Source organism: Saccharothrix variisporea (assembly GCF_003634995.1).
In the GTDB taxonomy this organism is placed as follows: Bacteria; Actinomycetota; Actinomycetes; order Mycobacteriales; family Pseudonocardiaceae; genus Actinosynnema; species Actinosynnema variisporeum.
This window is the reverse complement of the sequence record NZ_RBXR01000001.1, coordinates 3388205-3411855: the sequence shown is the minus strand read 5'-3', so window position 1 is coordinate 3411855 and position 23651 is coordinate 3388205. Positions and strand designations below refer to the sequence as shown.

24 protein-coding genes are annotated in these 23651 nt (G+C 71.1%); 11 read left to right on the top strand and 13 right to left on the bottom strand.

Annotated elements, in window-relative coordinates:
- The first annotated feature begins 50 nt into the window (after window positions 1–50).
- The 4 genes from DFJ66_RS15030 (at window position 51) to DFJ66_RS15015 (ending at window position 2600) form a co-directional block, all read left to right on the top strand.
- Entirely contained in the window at window positions 51–512 is a 462-nt protein-coding gene (locus DFJ66_RS15030) for a cupin domain-containing protein (protein ID WP_121221833.1), read from the top strand.
- 10 nt (window positions 513–522) lie between these two features.
- Complete coding sequence (locus DFJ66_RS15025) at window positions 523–717, top strand: DUF3046 domain-containing protein (RefSeq protein ID WP_121221831.1); 195 nt, start codon at window positions 523–525, stop codon at window positions 715–717.
- A gap of 173 nt (window positions 718–890) precedes the next feature.
- Complete coding sequence (gene recA / locus DFJ66_RS15020) at window positions 891–1931, top strand: recombinase RecA (protein WP_121221829.1); 1041 nt, start codon at window positions 891–893, stop codon at window positions 1929–1931.
- Window positions 1932–1985: 54 nt separating this feature from the next.
- A complete protein-coding gene (locus tag DFJ66_RS15015) occupies window positions 1986–2600 on the top strand; it encodes a regulatory protein RecX (protein WP_121221827.1) in 615 nt (204 codons plus the stop codon).
- A gap of 212 nt (window positions 2601–2812) precedes the next feature.
- On the opposite strand, the gene DFJ66_RS15010 is transcribed toward DFJ66_RS15015, so the two are convergent.
- Window positions 2813–3496 (bottom strand): YqeB family protein, encoded by a 684-nt coding sequence (locus DFJ66_RS15010; RefSeq protein ID WP_121221825.1) that lies wholly within the window; start codon window positions 3494–3496, stop codon window positions 2813–2815.
- Window positions 3497–3581: 85 nt separating this feature from the next.
- Between DFJ66_RS15010 and DFJ66_RS15005 the strand changes: the two genes are divergently transcribed.
- Entirely contained in the window at window positions 3582–4208 is a 627-nt protein-coding gene (locus DFJ66_RS15005) for an HAD family hydrolase (protein ID WP_246029763.1), read from the top strand.
- Between the two features lie 183 nt (window positions 4209–4391).
- Here the strand turns inward: DFJ66_RS15005 and eda are convergent, their stop codons facing one another.
- The gene (gene eda, locus DFJ66_RS15000; RefSeq protein ID WP_121221821.1) at window positions 4392–5012 is read right to left on the bottom strand and encodes a bifunctional 4-hydroxy-2-oxoglutarate aldolase/2-dehydro-3-deoxy-phosphogluconate aldolase; all 621 of its coding nucleotides are present in this window, start codon (window positions 5010–5012) and stop codon (window positions 4392–4394) included.
- Window positions 5009–6874, bottom strand: coding sequence for a phosphogluconate dehydratase (gene edd, locus DFJ66_RS14995; RefSeq protein WP_170199411.1), 1866 nt, complete (start codon window positions 6872–6874; stop codon window positions 5009–5011). The genes eda and edd overlap by 4 nt, the downstream gene beginning before the upstream one ends.
- Before the next feature lie 225 nt (window positions 6875–7099).
- Here edd and DFJ66_RS14990 point away from each other — a divergent pair, with 225 nt between their 5' ends.
- The 5 genes from DFJ66_RS14990 to DFJ66_RS14970 all read left to right on the top strand — a co-directional run bounded on the left by DFJ66_RS14990 (window position 7100) and on the right by DFJ66_RS14970 (window position 11555).
- The gene (locus DFJ66_RS14990) at window positions 7100–7390 is read left to right on the top strand and encodes a hypothetical protein (protein WP_121221819.1); all 291 of its coding nucleotides are present in this window, start codon (window positions 7100–7102) and stop codon (window positions 7388–7390) included.
- Window positions 7391–7505: 115 nt separating this feature from the next.
- Window positions 7506–8267 (top strand): hypothetical protein, encoded by a 762-nt coding sequence (locus DFJ66_RS14985; protein WP_121221817.1) that lies wholly within the window; start codon window positions 7506–7508, stop codon window positions 8265–8267.
- A gap of 10 nt (window positions 8268–8277) precedes the next feature.
- The gene (locus DFJ66_RS14980; RefSeq protein ID WP_121221815.1) at window positions 8278–10149 is read left to right on the top strand and encodes a fumarate reductase/succinate dehydrogenase flavoprotein subunit; all 1872 of its coding nucleotides are present in this window, start codon (window positions 8278–8280) and stop codon (window positions 10147–10149) included.
- Window position 10150: 1 nt separating this feature from the next.
- Entirely contained in the window at window positions 10151–10900 is a 750-nt protein-coding gene (locus DFJ66_RS14975; protein WP_121221813.1) for a succinate dehydrogenase/fumarate reductase iron-sulfur subunit, read from the top strand.
- Between the two features lie 40 nt (window positions 10901–10940).
- Window positions 10941–11555, top strand: coding sequence for an SMI1/KNR4 family protein (locus DFJ66_RS14970; protein WP_121221811.1), 615 nt, complete (start codon window positions 10941–10943; stop codon window positions 11553–11555).
- Here DFJ66_RS14970 and DFJ66_RS14965 read toward each other — a convergent pair.
- The 7 genes from DFJ66_RS14965 to DFJ66_RS14935 all read right to left on the bottom strand — a co-directional run bounded on the left by DFJ66_RS14965 (window position 11513) and on the right by DFJ66_RS14935 (window position 19510).
- Window positions 11513–12226, bottom strand: coding sequence for a ferritin-like domain-containing protein (locus DFJ66_RS14965; RefSeq protein WP_121221809.1), 714 nt, complete (start codon window positions 12224–12226; stop codon window positions 11513–11515). The two genes, DFJ66_RS14970 and DFJ66_RS14965, sit on opposite strands and share 43 nt — an antisense overlap.
- Window positions 12227–12255: 29 nt before the next feature.
- Complete coding sequence (locus DFJ66_RS14960; RefSeq protein ID WP_121221807.1) at window positions 12256–13101, bottom strand: ADP-ribosylglycohydrolase family protein; 846 nt, start codon at window positions 13099–13101, stop codon at window positions 12256–12258.
- 13 nt (window positions 13102–13114) lie between these two features.
- Entirely contained in the window at window positions 13115–14098 is a 984-nt protein-coding gene (locus DFJ66_RS14955) for an ADP-ribosylglycohydrolase family protein (protein WP_211351174.1), read from the bottom strand.
- A gap of 25 nt (window positions 14099–14123) precedes the next feature.
- Window positions 14124–15086, bottom strand: a complete 963-nt coding sequence (locus DFJ66_RS14950; RefSeq protein WP_170199409.1) for an outer membrane protein assembly factor BamB family protein — start codon at window positions 15084–15086, stop codon at window positions 14124–14126.
- A gap of 91 nt (window positions 15087–15177) precedes the next feature.
- Entirely contained in the window at window positions 15178–18012 is a 2835-nt protein-coding gene (locus DFJ66_RS14945; RefSeq protein ID WP_121221803.1) for a vitamin B12-dependent ribonucleotide reductase, read from the bottom strand.
- Window positions 18013–18103: 91 nt separating this feature from the next.
- A complete protein-coding gene (gene nrdR, locus DFJ66_RS14940) occupies window positions 18104–18559 on the bottom strand; it encodes a transcriptional regulator NrdR (protein WP_121221801.1) in 456 nt (151 codons plus the stop codon).
- 420 nt (window positions 18560–18979) lie between these two features.
- Complete coding sequence (locus tag DFJ66_RS14935) at window positions 18980–19510, bottom strand: LysM peptidoglycan-binding domain-containing protein (RefSeq protein WP_121221799.1); 531 nt, start codon at window positions 19508–19510, stop codon at window positions 18980–18982.
- Window positions 19511–19729: 219 nt separating this feature from the next.
- Here DFJ66_RS14935 and lexA point away from each other — a divergent pair, with 219 nt between their 5' ends.
- The gene (gene lexA / locus DFJ66_RS14930; RefSeq protein ID WP_121231187.1) at window positions 19730–20428 is read left to right on the top strand and encodes a transcriptional repressor LexA; all 699 of its coding nucleotides are present in this window, start codon (window positions 19730–19732) and stop codon (window positions 20426–20428) included.
- Window positions 20429–20601: 173 nt separating this feature from the next.
- Here the strand turns inward: lexA and DFJ66_RS14925 are convergent, their stop codons facing one another.
- Genes DFJ66_RS14925 through DFJ66_RS14915 form a run of 3 tightly spaced genes read right to left on the bottom strand, consistent with a single transcriptional unit; the run spans window position 20602 to window position 23648 of the window.
- The gene (locus tag DFJ66_RS14925) at window positions 20602–21642 is read right to left on the bottom strand and encodes a hypothetical protein (RefSeq protein WP_246029762.1); all 1041 of its coding nucleotides are present in this window, start codon (window positions 21640–21642) and stop codon (window positions 20602–20604) included.
- 35 nt (window positions 21643–21677) lie between these two features.
- Complete coding sequence (hflX, locus tag DFJ66_RS14920; protein WP_121221795.1) at window positions 21678–23120, bottom strand: GTPase HflX; 1443 nt, start codon at window positions 23118–23120, stop codon at window positions 21678–21680.
- Window positions 23121–23162: 42 nt separating this feature from the next.
- Window positions 23163–23648 carry an ArsR/SmtB family transcription factor gene (locus DFJ66_RS14915; protein WP_121221793.1) on the bottom strand — a complete coding sequence of 162 codons (486 nt, stop codon included), beginning with the start codon at window positions 23646–23648 and terminating at the stop codon, window positions 23163–23165.
- Between the last annotated feature and the right edge of the window lie 3 nt (window positions 23649–23651).

The following is a 23651-nucleotide window of genomic DNA, read 5'->3' as shown; positions in this document are numbered from 1 at the left end:
GTGCGTCTTCCGTCGTTGTTCGCGATCATGGTCCGGGAGATCGTGGAGACATGGAAAACGCACTGATCGTCCGGGCTGACCAGGCCGAATCGCTCACCGCCGACCCCGCCGCCGTCGTCACGCTGCTGGCCGACCTCGACGCGCTGACCAGCAACCGCTCCACGTTCCGCGACGGCTCCGACGGCGCTCCGCCGCACTTCCACACCCGTGCGTCGGAACTGTTCTTCGTGCTCGACGGGACGCTCCAGGTGCTGCTCGACCAGGACGTCCTGACGCTGGAACGCGGCGACTTCCTGGTGGTCCCGCCGCGCGTGCCGCACGCGTTCGGGGCCGCCAAGGGCGCCGACGCGGACGTGCTGTTCGTGTTCACGCCCGGCGTCGGCCGGTTCGACTACTACCGGCTGCTGGACCGGGTGCAGCGCGGCCTGGCCGACCCCGCCGAGATCCGGGCGTCGCAGGACCGGTTCGACAACCACTACGTCGACAGCCCCGCGTGGAAGGCCGCGCGCTAGCCTGGGCGCGATGCGCACCACGGTGTTCCGGAAGTTGATGGCGAACGAGTTCGGCGAGGTCCGGGCGGAGCTGGTGGCCAGGGACCACGTCCTGTCCGCCCTCGGCGGGCGCACCCCCGACCAGGCCCTGGAGGCCGGCCTGCCGGCCAAGGAGATCTGGCTCGCGGTGTGCGACGCCTTCGACGTGCCGGAACACCGCCGGTGACGCGGCGTGTCGGACAAGCGGTCGAACACCTGTTCGGCTATAGTGCCCACCACGACCGGGTGACGCATCCCCGCAGGTGACCCGGCCCCGCCGAAAAATGTCGTACCCCGCCCGTAACGTCGGCCCCGACATCGCAACGGCGAACCCGCAGACTTCAACGAGGTGGACTCCAGATGGCACAGGCACCCGACCGGGACAAGGCCCTCGAACTGGCCCTGGCCCAGATCGACAAGCAGTTCGGCAAGGGCTCGGTCATGCGGCTCGGCGAGGAAGGCCGCGCCCCGATCGAGGTGATCCCCACCGGCGCGATCGCGCTCGACGTCGCGCTGGGCATCGGCGGCCTGCCCCGGGGCCGCGTCGTGGAGATCTACGGCCCGGAGTCGTCCGGTAAGACCACAGTGGCGCTGCACGCCGTGGCCAACGCGCAGCGCAACGGCGGCATCGCGGCGTTCATCGACGCGGAGCACGCGCTGGACCCCGACTACGCCCGCAAGCTCGGCGTGGACACCGACGCGCTGCTGGTGTCCCAGCCCGACACCGGTGAGCAGGCGCTGGAGATCGCGGACATGCTGGTGCGCTCCGGCGCGCTGGACATCCTCGTGGTCGACTCGGTGGCCGCGCTGGTGCCGCGCGCCGAGATCGAGGGCGAGATGGGCGACAACCACGTCGGCCTCCAGGCGCGGTTGATGAGCCAGGCGCTGCGCAAGATCACCGGTGCGCTCAACGCGTCCAACACCACAGCGATCTTCATCAACCAGCTGCGCGAGAAGATCGGCGTGATGTTCGGCTCGCCGGAGACCACGACCGGTGGCAAGGCGCTGAAGTTCTACGCGTCGGTGCGCTTGGACGTCCGCCGCATCGAGACGCTCAAGGACGGCGGCGAGCCGGTCGGCAACCGGACCCGCGTCAAGGTCGTGAAGAACAAGGTCGCGCCGCCGTTCAAGCAGGCCGAGTTCGACATCCTCTACGGCGTGGGCATCTCGCGCGAGGGCTCGCTCATCGACATGGGCGTGGACCAGGGCATCCTGCGCAAGTCCGGCGCTTGGTACACCTACGAGGGCGACCAGCTGGGCCAGGGCAAGGAGAACGCGCGGAAGTTCCTGCGCGAGAACCCCGACGTGGCCAACGAGATCGAGAAGCGGATCAAGGAGAAGCTGGGCATCGGCGCGACACTGGAGGCCGACGACACCGCGCCCGCGCCGGTCGAGTTCTGAGGCTGAGGGGCCGGCACCGGGGTTGCGCGGTGCCGGCGGTGGGAGGCGTGAACGGTGTCTGACACCTCGTCCGGTGGCCGGGGGCGGTTCGCCGGCTCCAGGCGGCGCGGTCGGTCGGCTGACGGGGCCGAGGGCTCCGCGGAGTCGGCCGCGCCGGTCGACCCGGTCAAGGAGCAGCGCAAGGCGACCGACCTCTGCTACGCGCTGCTGACCGTTCGGGCCCGGACCCGGGTGGAGCTCAAGGACGCCCTGCTGCGCAAGGGCATCCGGGAGGAGACGGCCGAGCTCGTGCTCGGCAAGTTCGACCGGGCCGGGCTGATCGACGACGCCGCCTTCGCCGAGGTGTGGGTGCGCTCGCGCCACGAGCACCAGGGGTTGGGGCGGCGGGCGTTGGTGCAGGAGTTGCGCCGCAAGGGGGTGGCTGACGAGGTCGCGGCCGAGGCGTTGGCGGCCGTGGACGACGAGGCCGAGCAGGAACGGGCAAGGGAGTTGGTGCGCAAGAAGCTGCGCACCATGTCCGGTGTGGACCAGCAGACGAAGATGCGGCGGCTGGTGGCCGCGTTGGCGCGCAAGGGGTACGCCGAGGGCATGGCGTACCGGGTGGTGCGCGACGAGGTGAAGGCCGCGGCGGAAGGGGAGGCCGACTTGGAGGAGTACCTGCCGGACTGACCGGTGCTGTCGCCGGTGGTGGCCGGTGCGGGCTGCTGCTGGCGTGGCGGATGCGGGGTTGTGGCCGGTGAGGGCTGCGACTGGGCGTGGCCGGTGCGGGCTGCGGCTGGGCGTGGCCGGTGCGGGCTGCGGCTGGGCGTGGCCGGTGCGGGCTGCGGCTGGGCGTGGCCGGCGCTGCTGCGGGGTGATCGGGGCGGTCGAGGGGCCGGGGGTCAGCTTTCGGGCTGGTTGGTCAGGCGCCAGAACTGGCGCTTGCGGTCGTCCCGGACGACCACGCCGAGGCGGGCGAGTTCGGTGCGCAGGTCGCGGGCGTCGTCCTCGTCGCTGTTCTTCAGGGCCTCGGCGCGGGCCTTGAGCAGGGCGTTGGCGGCCGGGGGCAGGCCGGGCATGTCCTCGACCCAGCGGCGGAAGTCGTCGCGGTGCGGGTCGGCGTCGAGCCACGGGTAGCCGTGGCGTTGGAAGGCGTCGGCCACGGTCGCGGCGGGCAGGTCGTGGGACTCGCGGGCCAGTTCCTCGGACGAGCGGCCGAGCACGACGAGTTTCTTGTGGTCGAAGAAGACCGCGGAGATCTCGGTGCGGTCGAGCGTGCGGGACTTGCCCCGGGTCGTCAGGGTGAGGGCCTCGTCGGACAGGTCGACGGTGAGGCGCTCGTGCGCGGCCCAGGCGGCGAAGAACAGGCCGACCGCCGCGCCGGCGGCCAGGGAACCGGCCGTGGCCCACGGCTCCGGGATGGAGTCGATCAGCTTCAGCGGGCCGCGGAACGGTGTCCACGGCAGGGACAACAGCCACCCTGCGGCTGCCTGCACGCCCCACAGCAGACCGGCCCCGACGACCGGGAAACCCACCCACACCAGTCCGACCTGCCAGCCGGGTTCGGCGACCGTGGTCGACCGCATGTTCCACCCCTCCCCGAGTGCGGTCCCAACCTATCGCAGCGCGCATGGCAGGCTGGGCGGGTACCGGGACGTGGGGGGATGCGCTGTGAAGCACGTGGTGTGGGACTGGAACGGCACGCTGCTGGACGACACGCACGCCGTGCTGCACGCGGTGAACCAGGTGTGCCGCCGGTACGGTCGCGCGGCGCTCACGCTGGAGGAGTGGCGCGGGGTGTTCAGCCGGCCGCTGATCGCCTGCTACGAAGGGGTCCTGGGCCGGAAGCTGTCCGAACAGGACTGGGCGGACATCGACCTCGTCTACCACGTCGAGTACCGGGCGTTGCTGGACACGTGCGGGCTGGCGGCGGGCGTGGATCTGCTGCACCGCTGGTCCGGGACGCAGTCGCTGCTGTCCATGTGGTTCCACGACGAGCTGGTGCCGCTGGTCGAGCGGTTGGGGCTGGCGGGGCTGTTCACGCGGGTCGACGGGCTGCGGGTGGACGTGGGCGGCGGGTCGAAGGCCGAGCACCTGGCGGAGCACCTGGAGCAGCAGGGGCTGGACCCGCGGGACGTGGTGGTGATCGGTGACGTGGTGGACGACGCCGAGGCCGCGCGGCACGTGGGTGCGCAGGCGGTGTTGGTGACCACCGGTGTTGGTGACCGGGTGAAGCTCGCGGCGACCGGGATGCCGGTGGTCGACTCGATCCCGGAAGCCCTCGCGCTCATCGCCTGACGCACGCCGCCATGCTCGCGGGGATGCGGGGGCGGGGCGTGAGGGGAGTCCGCGAGCGTGGGTGCCTCCCCCGAGCGAAGGCACCCACGCAGGCGGCGGTCAGGCAGCGGCCGTCAGAAGGCGGCCGTCAGAGGGCGGCCGTCAGAGGGCGGCCGTCAGAGGGCGGCCGTCAGAGGGCGGCCGTTAGAGGGACGCGGCGGCCTTGGCGAGGGATTCGATGCGGGTCCAGTCGCCTGCGGCCAGGGCGTCCTTCGGGGTCAGCCAGGAGCCGCCGACGCAGCCGACGTTGGGCAGCGCCAGGTACTTCGGCGCGGTCTCCGGGGTGATGCCGCCCGTGGGGCAGAAGCGCAGACCAGGCAGCGGACCGCCGATCGACTTGAGGTAGTCCGCGCCGCCGGCCGCCTCCGCCGGGAAGAACTTCAGCGCCGTCAGGCCCCGTTCGGCCAGCTTCATGGCCTCCGACACCGTCGCCGCGCCGGGCAGGAACGGCAGGCCGGTGTCCTCCACGGCGTCCAGCACCCGGTCCGTCGAACCCGGCGTGACCAGGAACGACGCCCCCGCCTTCAACGCCTGCTCGGCGTGTTCGGGCGCGGTGACCGTCCCCGCGCCCAGCACGATGTCCGGCACCTCGGCCGCGATGCGCTCGATCGCCGACAACGCGGCGGGGGTGCGCAGGGTCAGTTCGATGACCCGGATGCCCCCGCGCAGCAGCGCCTGTGCCAGCGGCACGGCGTGGGCGGCGTCGTCCAGCACGACGACGGGGATGACGGGGGACAGCTCCAGCAGGTCCTTGCTGGTGGTCACCGACTTACCTCCTGGTTCAACTGGCCCGCGAAGTGCGAGGCCGCGATGGGTCCGAACACGCTGGCACCCCGGTCGGCCGGTCCGACCGCCCGGCGCAGCGCGCCGAACAGCTCGCGGCCGGTGCCCGTCCACGCCTGGGCGTCCGGCGGGAAGTCCACCAGGTCGCGCGCGGCCAGCTCGGCCGGGTCCACGAGCGCCTCCAGCGTGCCGGTCTCGGCGTCCACGCGCAGCACGTCGCCGTCGCGCACCCGGGCCAGCGGACCGCCCACGGCGGCCTCGGGCGTGACCTGGATGGCGGCCGGCACCTTGCCCGACGCGCCGGACATGCGGCCGTCGGTGACCAGCGCGACCTTGAAGCCGCGGTCCATCAGCACGCCCAGGGCCGGGGTCAGCTTGTGCAGCTCGGGCATCCCGTTGGCCTGCGGACCCTGCTGCCGCACCACGACCACGACGTCCCGCTCCAACTCACCGGCCTTGAAGGCGGCGCTGAACTCGTCCTGCGAGGTGAAGACCCGCGCGGGCGCCTCCACGATCCGGTGTTCCGGCGCGACCGCCGACACCTTGGTCACCGCGCGCCCCAGGTTGCCCGACAGCATCCGCAGGCCGCCGTCGGCCGCGAACGGGTCCGACACGGGCCGCAGCACGTCGAGGTCCAGCGAGTGGTCGGGACCGTTCCGCCAGGTCAGAGCGCCCTCGATGAGCACGGGCTCCTTGCGGTAGCGGTTGAGGCCGAAGCCCGCCACGGTGTGCACGTCCTCGTGCAGCAGGCCCGCGTCGAGCAGCGTGGAGACCAGGAACTGCACGCCGCCGGCGGCCTGGAAGTGGTTGATGTCGGCGCTGCCGTTCGGGTACACCCGCGCCAGCAGCGGCACGACCGAGGACAGGTCGGCGAAGTCGTCCCAGCTCAGCTCGATGCCAGCGGCCGAGGCGATCGCGACCAGGTGCATGGTGTGGTTGGTCGAGCCGCCGGTGGCCAGCAGCGCGATCACGCCGTTGACCACGGCCTTCTCGTCCACGACCCGCCCGATCGGCGTGTACTCCTCGCCCCGGCTGATCTCCACGGCCCGGCGCGCGGCTTCCTCGGTCAGCGCGCGGCGCAGCTTGGTGCCCGGCGGGACGAAGCTCGCGCCCGGCAGGTGCAGGCCCATGACCTCCACGACGAGCTGGTTGGAGTTGGCCGTGCCGTAGAAAGTGCAGGTCCCGGGGCTGTGATAGGACGCCGCCTCGGCCTCCAGCAGGTTCTCCCGGGTCGCCTTGCCCTCGGCGAACAGCTGCCGGACCCGCGCCTTCTCCTTGTTCGGCAGGCCCGACGCCATCGGCCCGGCGGGGATGAGGATCGCGGGCAGGTGCCCGAACGACAGCGCCCCGATCAGCAGGCCCGGCACGATCTTGTCGCACACGCCGAGCAGCACGGTCGCGTCGAACATGTCGTGCGAGAGCGCGATCCCCGTCGCCATCGCGATGACGTCCCGGCTGAACAGCGACAGCTCCATGCCCGCGCGGCCCTGCGTGATGCCGTCGCACATCGCCGGCACCCCGCCGGCGAACTGCGCGATTCCCCCTTGAGCCCGAGCAGCGTCCTTGATCCACGCCGGGTACTCGTGCATCGGCTGGTGCGCCGACAACATGTCGTTGTACGCCGAAACGATCGCCACGTTCGGGCGACGGAGCGCACGCAGCGCCTCCTTGTCACCACCCGTGATACCCGCGAAACCGTGCGCGAAGTTGGAGCACGCGAGGTCGCGGCGGGCCGGGCCCTCGGTGTGGGCCGCGGCGAGTTTGTCGAGGTAGGCGGACCGGCCGGCGGCGCTGCGGGCGGCGATGCGAGCCGTCACTTCGGCGACGACGGGATGCACGCTCATGGTTCGCTGTCTCCCGGGGGTGATCACGGGCCGTGGTGGGGCCCGGTGGGACGGCAGCGCTGGCGTCGCACGGACGGACGTGACAGCACCCACACTATGTCACGACACATGATCGTCACAAAACCGATTCAGTGGGTGAGACGCGACGCGACGACTTGTGGTGCTTGTCACAGAGCCCCGAAGCGGGCAGAGTCGGCACACGGACCCCCAAGGGAGGTGCTGCCCATGACGGCTTCGGAGATCGTGGAACTGCGCCGAGTGCTCGGCCAACTACGCCAGTGCGTCGGCTCGCTGCGGTCCCGCTACGGCGACGTCGCGTCCGTGCAACGGCTCGCGAACGACGTCGAGCGGATGGACATCGACGCGACGGAGCTGCTCGACCTGGACAGCACACCCCGGCAGCGCGAGGCGCCCAGGGTGGAGCGGGAGGTCGTCGTCGTGCCCGACACGCCGTACGACCCGAAGCTCTGGCACGACGCCGACGACGAAGGTCTGGGTGGCTACCGCCACACCTGAGCGCACCACGAGCCGGCCCCCGCGATCTCGACGCGGGGGCCGGCTTCGGTTTTCCCGAGTCGACTCCCGAGCCGGCTTACGTCCCCGCCACAGCGAAGTGGAACCGAGGTGAGGTATGAGGGCGCAGATCGCCCAGCGCACGTTGCGAACGGACCGGTGGTGGCTCCCGCCGCTGGTCACGTTCACCGGCCTGCTGCTGATCTCGATCTACGCGGCGGTGCGCACGTTCATGGGCGACTTCTACTGGGTGGACGACTACCGGTACCTCACGCCCATGTACTCGCCCTGCCTGAGCGAGGAGTGCCTCCCGGCCGCGGCCCACTTCGGCCGGCCGCTGCCCGAGTTGCCCGGGTTCCTGACCCCGCCGGTGGTGATCCTCCCGTTCCTGCTGGGCTTCCGGGTCACCTGCTACTACTACCGCAAGGCCTACTACCGCGCCGCGTGGCTGTCCCCGCCCGCCTGCGCGGTCGCCGAACCGCACGGCAAGTACACCGGTGAGACCCGGTTCCCGCTGATCGCGCAGAACCTGCACCGCTACTTCTTCTACGCGGCCTCGATCCTGCTGCTGATCAACGTCTACGACGCGTTCTACGCGCTGACCACCGGTCTCGGGCTGGGCAACATCGTGCTGCTGGTGAACGTGGGCCTGCTGGGCGCGTACACGCTGTCGTGCCACTCGTGCCGGCACATCGCGGGCGGTCGGCTCAAGCACTTCTCCAAGCACCCGGTGCGGTACTGGATGTGGACGCAGATCTCCAAGCTCAACGCCAAGCACATGCAGCTGGCGTGGGCGTCGCTGATCTTTGTCTGCCTCACCGACCTCTACGTCGCGCTGGTCGCGTCCGGCGCCATCACCGACCTTCGCATCATCAACTGAGGAGCCTGTTTTGCCCGAGGTGGAACGGCATTCGTTCGACGTGCTCGTGATCGGCGCGGGTGGCGCGGGTCTGCGGGCGGCGATCGAGGCTAGGGAGCACGGGATGCGCACGGCGGTGCTGTGCAAGTCGTTGTTCGGCAAGGCGCACACGGTGATGGCCGAGGGCGGCATCGCCGCGGCGATGGGGAACGTCAACTCCAACGACAGCTGGCAGGTGCACTTCCGCGACACCATGCGCGGCGGGAAGTTCCTGAACAACTGGCGCATGGCCGAGTTGCACGCCAAGGAAGCCCCGGACCGCGTGTGGGAGCTGGAGACCTACGGCGCGCTGTTCGACCGCACCAAGGACGGCCGGATCAGCCAGCGCAACTTCGGCGGCCACGAGTACCCGCGCCTGGCGCACGTCGGCGACCGGACCGGCCTGGAGCTGATCCGGTCGTTGCAGCAGAAGGTCGTGTCGCTGCAGCAGGAGGACTTCGCGGCGACCGGGGACTACGAGTCGCGGCTGAAGGTCTTCCAGGAGTTCACCGTCACCGACCTGGTGCAGGACGACGGCGCGGTGGCCGGCGCGTTCGGCTACTGGCGCGAGTCCGGCCGGTTCGTGCTGTTCGAGGCGCCCGCGGTGGTGCTGGCGACCGGCGGCATCGGCAAGTCGTTCAAGGTGACCTCGAACTCGTGGGAGTACACCGGCGACGGGCACGCGCTGGCGTTGCGCGCCGGGGCGTCCCTGATCAACATGGAGTTCATCCAGTTCCACCCGACCGGCATGGTCTGGCCACCGTCGGTGAAGGGCATCCTGGTCACCGAGTCGGTCCGAGGCGACGGCGGCGTGCTGCGCAACTCCGACGGCAAGCGGTTCATGTTCGACTACATCCCCGAGGTGTTCAAGGACAAGTACGCCGACAACCCCGAGGAAGCCGACCGCTGGTACACCGACCCGGACAACAACCGCCGGCCGCCGGAGCTGCTGCCCCGCGACGAGGTGGCGCGGGCGATCAACTCCGAGGTCAAGGCGGGCCGCGGCACCGAGCACGGCGGGGTGTTCCTCGACGTGTCGACCCGGTTGCCGGCCGAGGAGATCACCCGGCGGCTGCCGTCGATGCACCACCAGTTCAAGGAGCTGGCGGACGTGGACATCACCGCGCAGCCCATGGAGGTCGGGCCGACGTGCCACTACGTCATGGGCGGCGTGCAGGTCGACCCGGACACCGGGGCGTCGTCCGTGCCCGGGTTGTTCGCGGCGGGCGAGGTGTCCGGCGGGATGCACGGCTCGAACCGGCTGGGCGGCAACTCGCTGTCCGACCTGCTGGTGTTCGGGCGGCGCGCGGGCGAGGGCGCGGCGAACTACGTCCTCGGGCTCGCCGACCGGCCCGTCTGCTCCGAGGACGCGGTCGCCGAGGCGCAACGCGTTGCGGTGGAACCGTTCTCGCGTGAGGGCGGGGAGAACCCGTACACGCTGCACATGGAGTTGCAGCAGGTGATGAACGACCTCGTCGGCATCATCCGCCGGGCCGACGAGATGGAACAGGCGTTGAAGCGGCTCGACGACCTCAAGCGCCGGGCCGAGACGCTGTCCGTCGAGGGGCACCGCCAGTTCAACCCCGGCTGGCACCTGGCGTTGGACCTGCGCAACATGCTGCTGGTCAGCGAGTGCGTGGCGCGGGCCGCGCTGCTGCGCACCGAGAGCCGCGGCGGTCACACCCGGGACGACTACCCGGGCATGGACTCGTCGTGGCGGCGGAAGTTGTTGGTGTGCAAGGTGTCCGAGGGTTCCGTTTCGGTCGAGGAAGAGCCGCAGATCCCGATCCGGTCCGACCTGTTGGCCCTGTTCGAGCACAGCGAGTTGCAGAAGTACCTGACCGCCGAGGAGCTGGAGGGCTGAGATGGGGTACCAGGGGCGGTTCAGGGTGTGGCGCGGTGATGCGGACGGGGGAGGTCTGGAGGACTTCACCGTCGAGGTGAACGAGGGCGAGGTCGTCCTCGACATCATCCACCGGCTGCAGGCGACGCAGGCCGCTGACCTCGCCGTGCGGTGGAACTGCAAGGCGGGCAAGTGCGGCTCGTGCTCGGCGGAGGTCAACGGCCGGCCGCGGCTGCTGTGCATGACCCGGATGTCGGTGTTCGCGGAGGACGAGGTGGTGACCGTGACGCCGATGCGCACGTTCCCCGTCATCCGCGACCTCGTGACCGACGTGTCGTACAACTACCAGAAGGCGCGGGAGATCCCGGCGTTCCAGCCGCCGAAGGGCGTGGCGCCGGGCGACTACCGCATGTCCCAGGTGGACGTGGAGCGGTCGCAGGAGTTCCGGAAGTGCATCGAGTGCTTCCTGTGCCAGAACACCTGCCACGTCATCCGCGACCACGAGGAGAACAAGCAGGCGTTCTCGGGTCCTCGTTTCCTCATGCGCGTGGCCGAGCTGGAGATGCACCCGCTCGACGAGGCCGACCGCGTGCCGGCGGCCCAGGCCGAGCACGGGCTGGGGCTGTGCAACATCACCAAGTGCTGCACGGAGGTCTGCCCGGAACACATCAAGATCACCGACAACGCGCTGATCCCGATGAAGGAACGCGTCGCCGACCGCCGCTACGACCCGATCGTGTGGCTGGGCAACAAGCTGTTCCGGAGGTCGTAAACGCGTTGCGGTCGTTCTCCGGACCGCCGACCCTGGTGCCGTGGACTTCGAGAACGGCGCGGCACTGGGGTCGGCGGTCGCCGAACACCTGCGGCAGAACCTGATCAACCCGCGCGTGCGCAACGGCGTGGCCATCGAGCCGGGGCTGACCGACGCCGAGATCGCGGCGGTGGAGGACCGCTTCGGCTTCGAGTTCGCCGACGACCACCGCACCTTCCTCGCCGAACTGCTGCCGACCGGCGGCGGCTTCCCGGACTGGCGCGACGGTGACCCCGAGGCGCTGCGCGACCAGGTGGAGTGGCCGGTCGAGGGCGTGCTGTTCGACGTGGTGGAGAACGGGTTCTGGTACAAGCCGTGGGGCGAGCGCCCGGACGCCGAAGACGACGCCGTGGAACTGGCCCGGACCCTCCTGGCCGCGGTGCCCCGCATGATCCCCGTCACCGGCCACCGATGCCTACCGGGTGGGCGTGGCACGTTCGGTTACCCCGTGCTGTCGATGTACCAGACCGACATCATCCCGTACGGGGCGAACCTGCTGCACTTCTTCGGCGGGCAAGGCCCGGTGACGCACACCCACGAACGGCCGATCCCGTTCTGGGACGACCTGCTCGACTACGGCAGCGAGTTGCTGGTGCGCAACGGCAACGACGACTGAGCGCGGGTCGTCGCGAGCGCGGCCTTGAACTCCCGGGCGACCTCCACGGCGAACCCGCGGCGCGTCGCCCCCAGGTGGCGCAACGCGGGGCCGTGGTCCCAGCACACCGCGGCCAACGCGCCGAGCAGCAGGAACCACCAGACCGCGTGCACCGGGCGGGGGACCTCGCCGCGCAGGCGCAGGCAGTGGAACGGGACGTGGCGGCGTTCGTCGGCGAGGATGCGGCCGGCGACCTCGGAGACCAGGGGGTCGCGGGAGCCGTCGCGCAGCGTCCGGTAGTAAGCCAGCGCCACGACTTCCGCGATCATCAGCACCATCAGCTCCAGCCGCAGCCCCAACGCCCGCCGCAGCCGGACGAACACGGCGTCACTCCAGTGCCCGTCGAGGGTCTTCGCACCGGCGGACCGCAGCAGCAACGCCAGCATCCGGGCGTGGTTCTGCTCTTCGGCGACGAACATCCGCACGGCCTTCGTGTAGACGTCGTCCCCGGCGGCGGTCGCCTTGCGGATCAGGTTGGCCCCGTCCCCGGCCTCCCCGACCTGGAACCGCTGCACACTGGCCACCACCGCCGGTGCCATCACCGCACCACGCGCGAAGTCCGGGTCCCCGACCTCCCGCCGCCGCTGCGCCTCGTCCTCGAAGTCCCGCACCCACTCCTGGAATCCGTTCACGCCTCCACCGTGCCGGACGGTTGTGGAGATCAGGTGGAGGTTCCGGGGAGGAAGTCGCGAGCATCGCGGCTCGTGCGCAGGTCGGCCGGCAGCGGCTCGCGGGACGCCAGCCAGTCCGGCGGCGGGGTGCCGAGGATGCCGCCGACGATCGCCGCCGTCGTGTCCACGTCGCCGCCGGCCTCGACGCACGCGAAGAACGCGTCGCGGAAGTCGTGGTGGTCGGCCGCCACCCACAGCGTGAACGGCACGGTGTCCTGGGCGGTGGTGCGGGCGCCGTTGCCGAGTTCGTGGGCCGCGTAGGCGACCGGACCGGTGAGGGTGCGGGCCCGGCTGACACCGCGTCGCACCTCGCCGTCGTCGAGGTGGTCGAGCACGGCGTCGAACAGCGACGCCCGGTCCACCGCAGCCGCGACCGCGACGGCCACGGCCCCCGCCACGCCCTCCGGGTGCGGGTGGGTCACCTCGGCGGACCGGATCGCTTGCGCCACAACGGCGTCCAGGTCGTCGGCGAAGTACGCGCCCAGCGGCGCGACCCGCATCGCCGCGCCGTTGCCGCAGGAACCCTCGCCGCCGAACGACTCCCGCGCGGCGACCTGCCACGGCACGCCGTCCCGGATGCGCCGCAGCACGACCACCGCGCCCGGACCGTAGCCCCGGTACGGGTCGTGGTGCTCGGCGAACGACGCCGCCAGCCGGTCCTGGTCGACCTCGCCGTGGTCGCGCAGCTCGGCGACCAGCAGGCACGCGAGTTGGGTGTCGTCGGTCCACGGCCACGGTGTGGTCGCGGCCGGGGTGGTGGTGAAGAACTGCGCGCCGAGGGCGTCGCCTACGGAGAGTCCGTCCAGGGAGAGAAGAGCGCGGTCGAGTCGGGTCATGTCGACCCCGACCCTAGTCCCAGAGCCGGCCGAAGTGGGCGAGTTCGGTGCCGTACTCGATGCGGTGCGACCAGTCCTCCGGCCACGCCTCGAAGCCGTGGTACGCGCCCGCGAACGCCCCGGCCAGGCAGGCGATCGAGTCGGAGTCGCCGGACGTGGTGGCAGCGCGGCGCAGGACGCGGACCGGGTCGTCGGGGAACAGCAGGAAGCAGTGCAGGGCCGTGCCCAGGGCTTCCTCGGCCACCCAGCCCTCGCCCGTGGCTCGGCACGGGTCCTCGGCCGGGTCGGGGTGGGCCAGGGCGGTGTCGAGGTTGTCCAGGACGCGCAGGCACTCGTCCCAGCCGCGGGCGATGAAGTCCTCCGGTGTGGTCGCGGCGGGGCCGGTCCACAGGTCTGCCAGCCAGTCGCCGTGGTAGGTGGTGCGCTGCTCGTGGGCCCGGGTGCGCAGGGCGGTGGGCAGGTCGCGCGGGTGCATCCCCGACCGCAGCCAGTGCACGGCGAACGCGGTCAGCTCGGACGCCGCCAGCGCCGTCGGGTGGCCGTGGGTGAGCGCGGACTGGAACTGGGCGACGACGGCCCGCGTCCGGTCCTCCCACCCGTGCACCAGCCCGACCGGCGCGACCCGCATGTTGGCGCCGCACCCCTTCGACCGGCGGCGGCTCGCCTCCGTCCACGCCAACCCGGTCGCCAGCCGCTCGCACGCTTCCAGGCAGGTCAGGCCGGGCGCGCGGTTGTTCTCGGGGTCCTGCCACCAGTCCACGAAGTGCTGCCGCAACGCCGCCTCGACCGGCTCCGGCCACGGCACCACGTCCGCCAAGGCCCGCGCCACCGCCAACGTCATCTGCGTGTCGTCGGTGACCTTGGCGGGTTGCCCTTCCAGGTCGGACGGACCGCCCGGCCCGAACCGCTGCTCGATCTCGGCCACGGACAGGAACTCCGTCGCCGCCCCCAACGCGTCCCCGTAAGCCAACCCGAACAGGCTGCCGCTCGCCTTCACGACTTCCCCCTCCTCAACCCCGGCTTCAACCTAGCCGAGAACCGAGGGCGAGCAGGGTGCCCTTCGTGAGAACCAGCAACCCGTCCGGCCCGTGTTCCCGCACGGCGGAGATCCGCCGCCCGACCTGGACGCGTTCCCGCACCTGCCCGTCGCGGTCCAGGTGGAACAGGGTTCCGGCCCCGCCGGGGACCAGGAAGCCCTCGCCCGCCGGCTGCACCCGGCCGACCAGCGTCTGGCCGACCTCGGCGAACCGCCACCCGACCCGGCCGTCCGCCACGGTCGTGTAGCCGAGCCGTTCGCGCAGCCACACCCGGCCTCCGACGACGTGCGGCGCGTCCGAGGTCAGGTCGTGATCGGCGTGGGCGACCACCTCCGGCCGGCCCACCTCCGCGAACCCACGCCGTCCGCACCGCACCAGGAACCGGCCCCCGACCGGCGTGAACGCGCGTCGGTGGTCCGGGTCGGCCAGGGGCTCCGGCAGTGTCCACGCGGCCACCGCCGAGAGGTCACGCCCGTCCAGCAACCGCACCTCGGTGCCACCGGGTGTGCCGGTCAGGAACCCGCCGTCCACCACCGCGGGCCGCACGGTGTGCACGTCCGCCGTGGCCAGCAGCCGTCCACTCTCGACGTCGTACAACCGCACCGGCCGGTACCCGCGCCACCCGCCGGCCAGCACGACACCACCCGCGACGACCAGGTGCCCGACGAAGCCGTCCAGCTCGACGGTCCACTCGCGCCGCCCGGTGTCCAGGTCCAGGCACACCAACTCCCGGGGGAGCTGCGGCAACACCAGGCACCGCGCGCCCGCGATCACGATCGCGCGCGGCCACGTCCCGATCGGCACGTCCCACCGCACCGACCCGTCCACGGCGTCGAGGCACACCAACCGGGTGCCCCGCTCGTGCACGACCACCCGGCCGGGAGCGATCGCCGGCCGGACCGTCCCGGGGGCTTGGTGCAGTGGCCGTTCCCACTTCACGTCGAACACCGCCGAACTCCACCAAGTGGGCACTGGCCGGGGCAACGGAAAAAGCGGGGAGCCCGCGCGAACGCAGACTCCCCGCTTCGGAACCGCTACGTCAGCTGCAACCCGACGTCGAGCCGCAGCCCTCGCACAGGTAGCAGGAGCCGGCCGGGCGCATCTTCGTGCCGCAGGTCATGCACAGCGGCGCGTCGGCGGTCGTGCCGAGGTGCAGTTCGAGCAGTTCCGTGGAGCTGCCGACCTTCACGTCCGCGGTCGACTTCTTCTTCTCCTCGACCGCCGGGGCGGGGGAGGCGTCGACCGACGTGCGCAGGCCCTCCAGGTCCACGTCCGAGCCGCTGCCGTAGTCCTGCGACACCTGGGCGGTGCGCTCGTCGGCGGTGAAGATGCCGAGCTGGGCGCGCTTCTCGAACGGCAGGTAGTCCAGGGCCAGGCGGCGGAACAGGTAGTCCAGCACGCTGGTCGCGATGCGCACGTCCGGGTCGTCGGTCATGCCCGCCGGCTCGAAGCGCAGGTTCTGGAACTTCGAGACGTAGAACTCCAGCGGGATGCCGTACTGCAGACCGACCGAGATGGACATGGAGAACGCGTCCATCACGCCCGCCAGCGTCGAACCCTGCTTGCCCAGCTTGACGAAGATCTCGCCCAGGCCGTCGTCCGGGTACGAGCCGGCGTGCAGGTAGCCCTCGGCGCCACCCACGGTGAACGACACCGTCTGCGACGGGCGCTTCTTCGGCAGCCGCTTGCGCACCGGGCGGTACTCCACGACCGTCTCCGGCGTCTTGGTGTCCGCGGAGGACTTCGCGGACTTGCCCGCCGACAGCGGCTGGCCGACCTTGCAGTTGTCGCGGTAGATCGCGAGCGCCTTCAGGCCCAGCTTCCAGCCCTGGTAGTAGATCTCCTCGACGTCCTCGACGGTCGCCGACTCCGGCATGTTCACCGTCTTGGAGATCGCGCCCGAGATGAACGGCTGCACCGCGGCCATCATCCGCACGTGGCCCATCGGCGCGATGGAACGCTCGCCCATCGCGCAGTCGAACACCTCGTAGTGCTCCTGGCGCAGGCCCGGCGCGTCCACGACGTGGCCGTGCTCGCCGATGTACTCGACGATCGCCTCGATCTGCTCTTCCTGGTACCCCAACGCCTTCAGCGCGCGCGGCACGGTCTGGTTGACGATCTGCATCGAGCCGCCGCCGACCAGCTTCTTGAACTTCACCAGCGCCAGATCCGGCTCGATGCCGGTCGTGTCGCAGTCCATCATCAGGCCGATGGTGCCGGTCGGGGCCAGCACCGACGCCTGCGCGTTGCGCCAGCCGTTCTTCGCGCCGACGATCTGGCCCTCCTGCCACACCCGCGTCGCCAGCTTCTGCACCTGGGCGTCGTTGGCGTGGTAGGTGCGGATGAGGTCGTTGGCCGCCGCGTGCTTGCGGATCACGCGCTGGTGCGCCTCGGCGTTGCGGGCGTAACCCTCGTACGGGCCGACGATCCCGGCCAGCTCGGCGGACCGCTTGTACGCCACGGCCTGCATCAGCGAGGTGATGGACGCGGCGAGCGCCCGGCCGCCCTCGGAGTCGTACGCGTGACCGGTCGCCATGAGCAGCGCGCCCAGGTTCGCGTAGCCGATGCCCAGCTGGCGGAACTTGCGGGTGGTGTCCGCGATCGGCTCGGTCGGGAAGTCCGCGAAGCTGATGGAGATCTCCATCGCGGTGATCACGAACTCGACCGACTTGGCGAACAGCTCCGCGTCGAACAGGCCGTCGTCCTTGAGGAACTTCATCAGGTTCAACGACGCCAGGTTGCAGCTGGAGTTGTCCAGGTGCATGTACTCCGAGCACGGGTTGGACGCGGTGATCCGGCCCGACTCCGGCGTGGTGTGCCAGTCGTTGATGGTGCCGTCGTACTGGATGCCCGGGTCGGCGCACTCCCACGCCGCCTGCGCCAGCTTGCGGAACAGCTGCTTGGCGTCGACGGTCTCGATGACCTCGCCGGTCAGGCGGGCGCGCAGGCCGAACTGGCCGCCGTTCTCGTAGGCGTGCATGAACTCGTCCGACACGCGGATCGAGTTGTTCGCGTTCTGGTACTGCACGGACACGATGTCCTTGCCGCCCAGGTCCATGTCGAACCCGGCGTCGCGCAGCGCGCGGACCTTGTCCTCTTCGCGCGCCTTGGTCTCGATGAACTCCTCGACGTCCGGGTGGTCCACGTCGAGCACGACCATCTTCGCCGCCCGACGGGTCGCGCCACCGGACTTGATGGTGCCCGCCGACGCGTCCGCGCCGCGCATGAACGACACCGGGCCGGACGCGGTGCCGCCGGAGGACAGCAGCTCCTTCGAGGACCGGATGCGGGACAGGTTCAGGCCCGCGCCCGAGCCGCCCTTGAAGATCAGGCCTTCCTCGCGGTACCAGTTGAGGATCGACTCCATCGTGTCGTCCACGGCGAGGATGAAGCACGCGCTGACCTGCTGCGGCGAGCTGGTGCCCACGTTGAACCACACCGGCGAGTTGAAGCTGAACACCTGGTGCAGCAGCATCCAGGTCAGCTCGTGCTCGAAGATCTCCGCGTCCTTGCCGGCGGCGAAGTAGCCGTGCTTGACGCCCGCCTCGACGTAGGTCTTCACCACGCGGTCGATGAGCTGGCGCAGGCTGTGCTCGCGCTGCGGCGTGCCCACCGCGCCGCGGAAGTACTTGCTGGTGACGATGTTGGTCGCGTTGACCGACCAGAAGTCGGGGAACTCCACACCGCGCTGCTCGAAGTTGATCGAGCCGTCGCGCCAGTTCGTCATGACGACGTCGCGGCGCTCCCAGGTCACCTCGTCGTACGGGTGCACGCCCTCGGTGGTGTAGACGCGCTCCACCTTGAGGCGCTGCTTCTCCCCCGCGCCGTTCTGGGTGGCCGTCTTCTTGCTGGAGCCACCAACGGTCTCCGTCATTCCCCGTTCCTCTTTCTTCCGTCACTCGAATGCCTGGGGGCGACCACGTCCGGGCTCCCGTCCGAATCGGTCGCGGGAAGTCTTGTGGTGGTTATTCGGACTTCTGCGCGTTGCGCAGGTCCGCGATCTCCTTCTCGAAGTCCTCGACGGAGGAGAAGGAGCGGTACACGCTGGCGAAGCGGAGGTAGGCGACCTCGTCCAGTTCGCGCAGCGGGCCGAGGATCGCGAGCCCCACCTCGTGGCTCGGGATCTCGGCGCACCCGGTGGAGCGGATGGACTCCTCGACGCGGTGGGCGAGCAGCGACAGCGCGTCCTCGTCGACGGGCCGGCCCTGGCACGCGCGCCGCACGCCGGTGACCACCTTGTCCCGGCTGAACGGCTCGGTGACCCCGGAGCGCTTGACCACCGCCAGCACCGCCTCCTCGACGGTGGTGAAGCGGCGGCCGCAGCTGGAGCAGGAGCGTCGGCGGCGGATCACCTGACCCTCGTCCACCTCGCGCGAGTCGACCACGCGGGAGTCCGAGTTGCGGCAGAACGGACAGCGCACGACTGGCTCACCCCTCCCCGGCGCAGCACCCATCGCGTCAGCCCACGTGATGGGGAAACCCACAACCTGTGGACTAACTACAACGGTGTAACCACTAGATGTAGGGGTCAACCTATGCCCGTCGCCTAGATGGCGCAAGCTGAACACGGCGTGTCGGGCGTGTCCTGTTGGGGTGAACCTCGACGCGCGACGGACCGCGACTCGGCGATCACGGGGAGACGTCGGCGGCCGGGCACGACACCGGGCCGGCACCCGCACAGGGTGCCGGCCCGGAGGCGGACGGGAGGAGGAGGGGTCGCCTGTCGGCGCGGCGGTGCGGGCGGCTTGGGCGTGCGGCGGTGCGGCGCGAGGGTGGGGCGCGGTGTGGCGGTGTGGCGCGTCGGTCGGGGCAGCCGTCGATGGGGTCAGCCGTTGGCGGAGTCAGCCGTCGGTGCGGCCGTCCGGGACGACGAGGGCCTGGCCGGGCTTGACCGACGAGTCGGCGAGCTCGTTGAGCTCCTTGATGCGGATCACGACGGCCTCGGGGTCGCTGTCCGGGGCGGTGCGCTCGGCGATGTCCCAGAGCGTCTCACCCACCTGGACGTGCACCACGCTGGTGCGTTCGGGCACCGAGCCGGCGCCGGAGGCGAACAGGTACAGCAGGCTCAGCGCGACCGCCGCGACCACGGCGACGGCGGCGTAGCGGGCGAACTGGACCGCCGGGTGGCGCTCCTCGCGGACCGCGCACGCGGCGGGCTCGGGCGCGGTGTGCACGGCGAGCGGCCGGGGGCGCGGTGTGGTCGGGCGGCGGGTGTCGCCCTTGCCGGTCCCGGGGAACCGTTCGGTCTTGTCGGTCTGGAAGCTGCGCAGGACGCGCGGGCCGGGCCGGAGCGGTTCGCCCCTCCGCACGTCCTCCGCGACGGCGCCGTCGACGAGCTCGAACCCGCTCCGCGTACCCACCACCACCGCCATGACGTCCTCCCGTCGCAGGTCAAACGATCTTGATCGAACTCCTGTTCGATCGAACGTCCGTGCGAATGTCTACCACTTCGACCGGCGGAACGGGAAGGACACGCCGACACTTACTTCGAACAGGTGTTTGATCTGGACATCGAGTGCGACTACCTTCACAACTTGAAGATCGACGTACAGCCGGCCTGGGTGATCGGGACCGGTGAGGAGGGAAGCACTGTGGCCCGCAAGACCGATGACGACCTGCGCATCGCCGATGTGCCCTCCGTCCCCGAACCAGCGGACATCGCGGGCAACGCGGGGTTGACCCTGCGCCAGCGCAAGGTGCTCGACGTGATCCGGGACTGGCTGGACCGGTTCGGCTACCCGCCCAGCGTGCGGGAGATCGGTGAGGCGGTCGGCCTCACGTCCACCTCCTCGGTCGCCCACCAGCTGCGCGCGCTGGAGCGCAAGGGCTTCCTGCGCCGCGACCCGAACCGCCCGCGCGCGGTCGGCGTGCTGCCGACGGAGATCGTGACGGGCCTGGACCCGGCGTCCAAGCCGACCCCCGCCTACGTGCCCATGCTGGGCCGGATCGCCGCCGGTGGCCCGATCCTGGCGGAGGAGGCGATCGAGGACGTGTTCCCGCTGCCCCGCGACCTGGTCGGCGAGGGCGAGGTGTTCCTGCTGAAGGTCGTCGGCGACTCGATGGTGGACGCCGCCATCACGGACGGCGACTGGGTCGTGGTGCGCCAGCAGCCGACCGCCGACAACGGCGACGTGGTGGCGGCCATGATCGACGGCGAGGCGACCGTGAAGACGTTCAAGCGCAAGGACGGGCACGTGTGGCTGATGCCGCACAACCCGGCCTACGAGCCGATCCTGGGCGACGAGGCGACCATCCTGGGCAAGGTGACAGCCGTCCTGCGCCGCCTCTGAACCGCCTCTGCCACTCGTACCCGATCGAGTGACATGCAGGATTCGGAACCGGTCGGCCCGTCGCGCGTCCCGTGATGGGGAGGAACGCGCGGCGGGGAGGGCCGGGACTGCGGGGCGAGGTCCGGCGTGCCGGGTCCGGGACGTGCCGCGGGGGCGTCGAAGCCGGCGGAGCGTCAGGGTCGGCGGCGGGAACGGCGGACGCCCAGCCACACCAGGCCCAGGACCACGGCGGCACCCGCGATGACCGGCCACAGGGGTGGTCCGCCGTCGTCGGAGCCCTGCCCGGAAGCGGCCTGGTCGCCGGACTTGCCGTCGCCGGACTTGCCGTCGCCGCCGCGGTCGTCGCCGTTGGTCGGTGGGGGAGTGGTCGTCGGGGCGGGTGGGGCGGCCAGGGTGGCGGCTCCCGCGACCGCGCGGACGGTGGACGTCGTGGCGGCGGTCGCGAACTCCGACGCCGACAGCAGGGTGCCGTCCGGGTCGAACGCGATCGCCTCGCCCTGGGGCTCGTTCGGCAGCGGTACGCGGACCGGGTCGGACTGGAGTGCCTTGGCCAGGTCGCCGTCTGGCACGGGGAACAGGTACGCGTCGGTGTACGTGCGCAGCGCGGCCACGCGGCCGTCGTGGGACATCGCGCCGCCGGTCACCAGGCGGGTCACGACGGTGCTCTCCAGCGGGCCGCCGGGGGTGTCGGTGGTGCGCAGGGAGACGCGGCCGACCTGTTCCAGCGGCGTGGGGGCGCCGGGGTTCAGCGGGCCCACCGGGCGGTAGACCAGGGCTGAGCCGATGGGTTCCTTCGTCACGACGTGGGGGACGCCGGCCCGGTCCAGCAGGAGGGCCTCGGCGTCGTGGCGGCCGTCCGGGTAGGTGAGGCGGTACAGGGCGGACTCGCCGGTCGGGGAGATCGTGTGCAGGGCGATCGTGTCGCGGGTCTTGCCGTTGTCGCCGGTGTCGGCGAGCCACAGCGTGCCGTCGCCGGCCAGGGCCAGGTCCTCGACGTCGTACGGGTTCGCGGGGGCCGTGATGGTCCGGGTGACCGTGCAGGAACGGTCCAGGACCTGGACTTCCACCTGGCCGTTGTCGCTGTCGTTGACCGCGAACCACTCGTCGCCCGACGAGGCCAGGCCGGAGAGCTCCTCCAGGGACCGGTCGGTGATGGTGCAGACGTCGGTGACGGCCGGGTCCGCAGCCCAGGCGGGAGCGGAACCGGCCGTCACCAAGACCAGTGCCAACAGTGCCGCGCGCAACGGGGTCAGGCGCGACTTCCGTTCACGGCGAACTGCTCCAGGACGCCGGCCAGGTCGGGGCGGACGCGAGCGCTCAGCTCGGTGCCCTCCTCGGTGTGCCGCTCCTTGAGCACCTCGCCCTCGCGGTGCACGCGGGCCACGATCTCGCCGCGCGCGTACGGCACCAGGGCGTCCACGACGACCTCGGGCCGCGGGATGAGCGACGCGATGCGCTCGCGCAGCTCCCCGATGCCCTCGCCGGTGTGCGCCGAGACGAACACCGCGGTCGGGAACAGGTGCCGCAGCCGCGCCAGGCCCAGGTCGCCCACCGCGTCGATCTTGTTGACCACCAGCAGCTCGTGCGGCATGGAGTCGTGCCGCTCGCTGATCTCCGAGATCACCTCGCGCACGGCCGTGACCTGCTTCTCCGGCATGCCGTCGGACCCGTCGACCACGTGGACCAGCAGGTCCGCGTCGGCGACCTCCTCCAGCGTGGACCGGAACGCCTCCACCAGCTGGTGCGGCAGGTGCCGGACGAAGCCGACCGTGTCGGTCAGCGTGTACGGCAGGCCCTCCGGCGTCTGGGTGCGCCGGGTGGTCGGGTCCAGCGTCGCGAACAGGGCGTCCTGCACCAGCACGCCCGCCCCGGTCAGGGCGTTGAGCAGGCTGGACTTGCCCGCGTTGGTGTACCCGGCGATGGCCACGTTCGGCACCGCGTTGGCCACGCGCGCCCCGCGCTTGGTCTCGCGGATGACGCTCATGGCCGCGATCTCGCGCCGCAGCTTGGCGATCCGGGCCCGGATGCGCCGCCGGTCGGTCTCGAGCTTGGTCTCACCGGGACCGCGCAGACCCACACCGCCGTTGCCGCCGCCGGCGCGACCACCGGCCTGCCGGGACAGCGACTCGCCCCACCCGCGCAGGCGCGGCAGCAGGTACTGCAGCTGCGCCATCTCGACCTGGGCCTTGCCCTCCTTGGTCGAGGCGTGCTGGGCGAAGATGTCGAGGATCAGCGCCGTGCGGTCGATGACCTTGACCTTGAGCTTCTCCTCCAGCTGTCGCAGCTGGCCGGGGGACAGCTCGCCGTCGCAGATCACCGTGTCCGCGCCGGTCGCGATCACGACGTCGCGCAGTTCGGCGACCTTGCCGGAGCCGATGTAGGTGGCCGGGTCGGGTCGGTCGCGGCGCTGGACGAGGCCTTCGAGGACCTCCGAGCCCGCCGTCTCGGCGAGCAGCGCCAGTTCGGCCAGTGAGGCTTCCGAGTCGGCCGCCGTGCCCTCGGTCCACACGCCGACCAGCACGACGCGCTCCAGGCGGAGCTGTCGGTACTCGACCTCTGTGATGTCCTCGAGCTCGGTGGACAACCCGGCGACGCGGCGGAGCGCCGCGCGGTCGGCGAGAGCCAGCTCGCCGGTGGACAGCTCGGCGTCGTGGTCGAGCCAGTCGTTGCTGTTGTGCGTGTTTTCCGTCATTTGCCCTTCATCGTCGCATGTCCCGCCGCCGGCGCCGAGTGGTTAATCGCCTGGGTACACCGCCAGGTAGATCGCCACACGCTCCCCTTCCGGGTCGTCCGGTTCAGCGGCCAGCTCATCCAACAACGTGCGGAGACGGCGTTTTAGTTCCGCCGGGTCCACCTTCCTGATCAGGCGCGTCTGGTCGATCTGGTCGTAGCCCAGCTCGGCGACCTCGGCCAGGAACGCCTGGAGCATGGCCTCGCCCTTGCCGTGCGGGTCGACGCCGGACAGCCGCCAGGACAGGCCGGTGGACAGGTAGGGGATCTCGCGCGCGCCGCGGTTGCCGATGCGCGCCGGCTGGGGTTCGAGGAAGCCCGTGGCGACGAGTTTGCGCACGTGGTGCAGGGTCGTGGCGGGGTCGCGGCCGAGGCGTTCGGCGATCTCCTTGTTGGTCATCGCCCGGTCGTAGGTCAGCCGGATGATGCGCAACCGCACGGCGGAGGCGAGGGCGGCGGCTTCCGCCTCGGTGGCGGGGCGTCTCTGCACGGG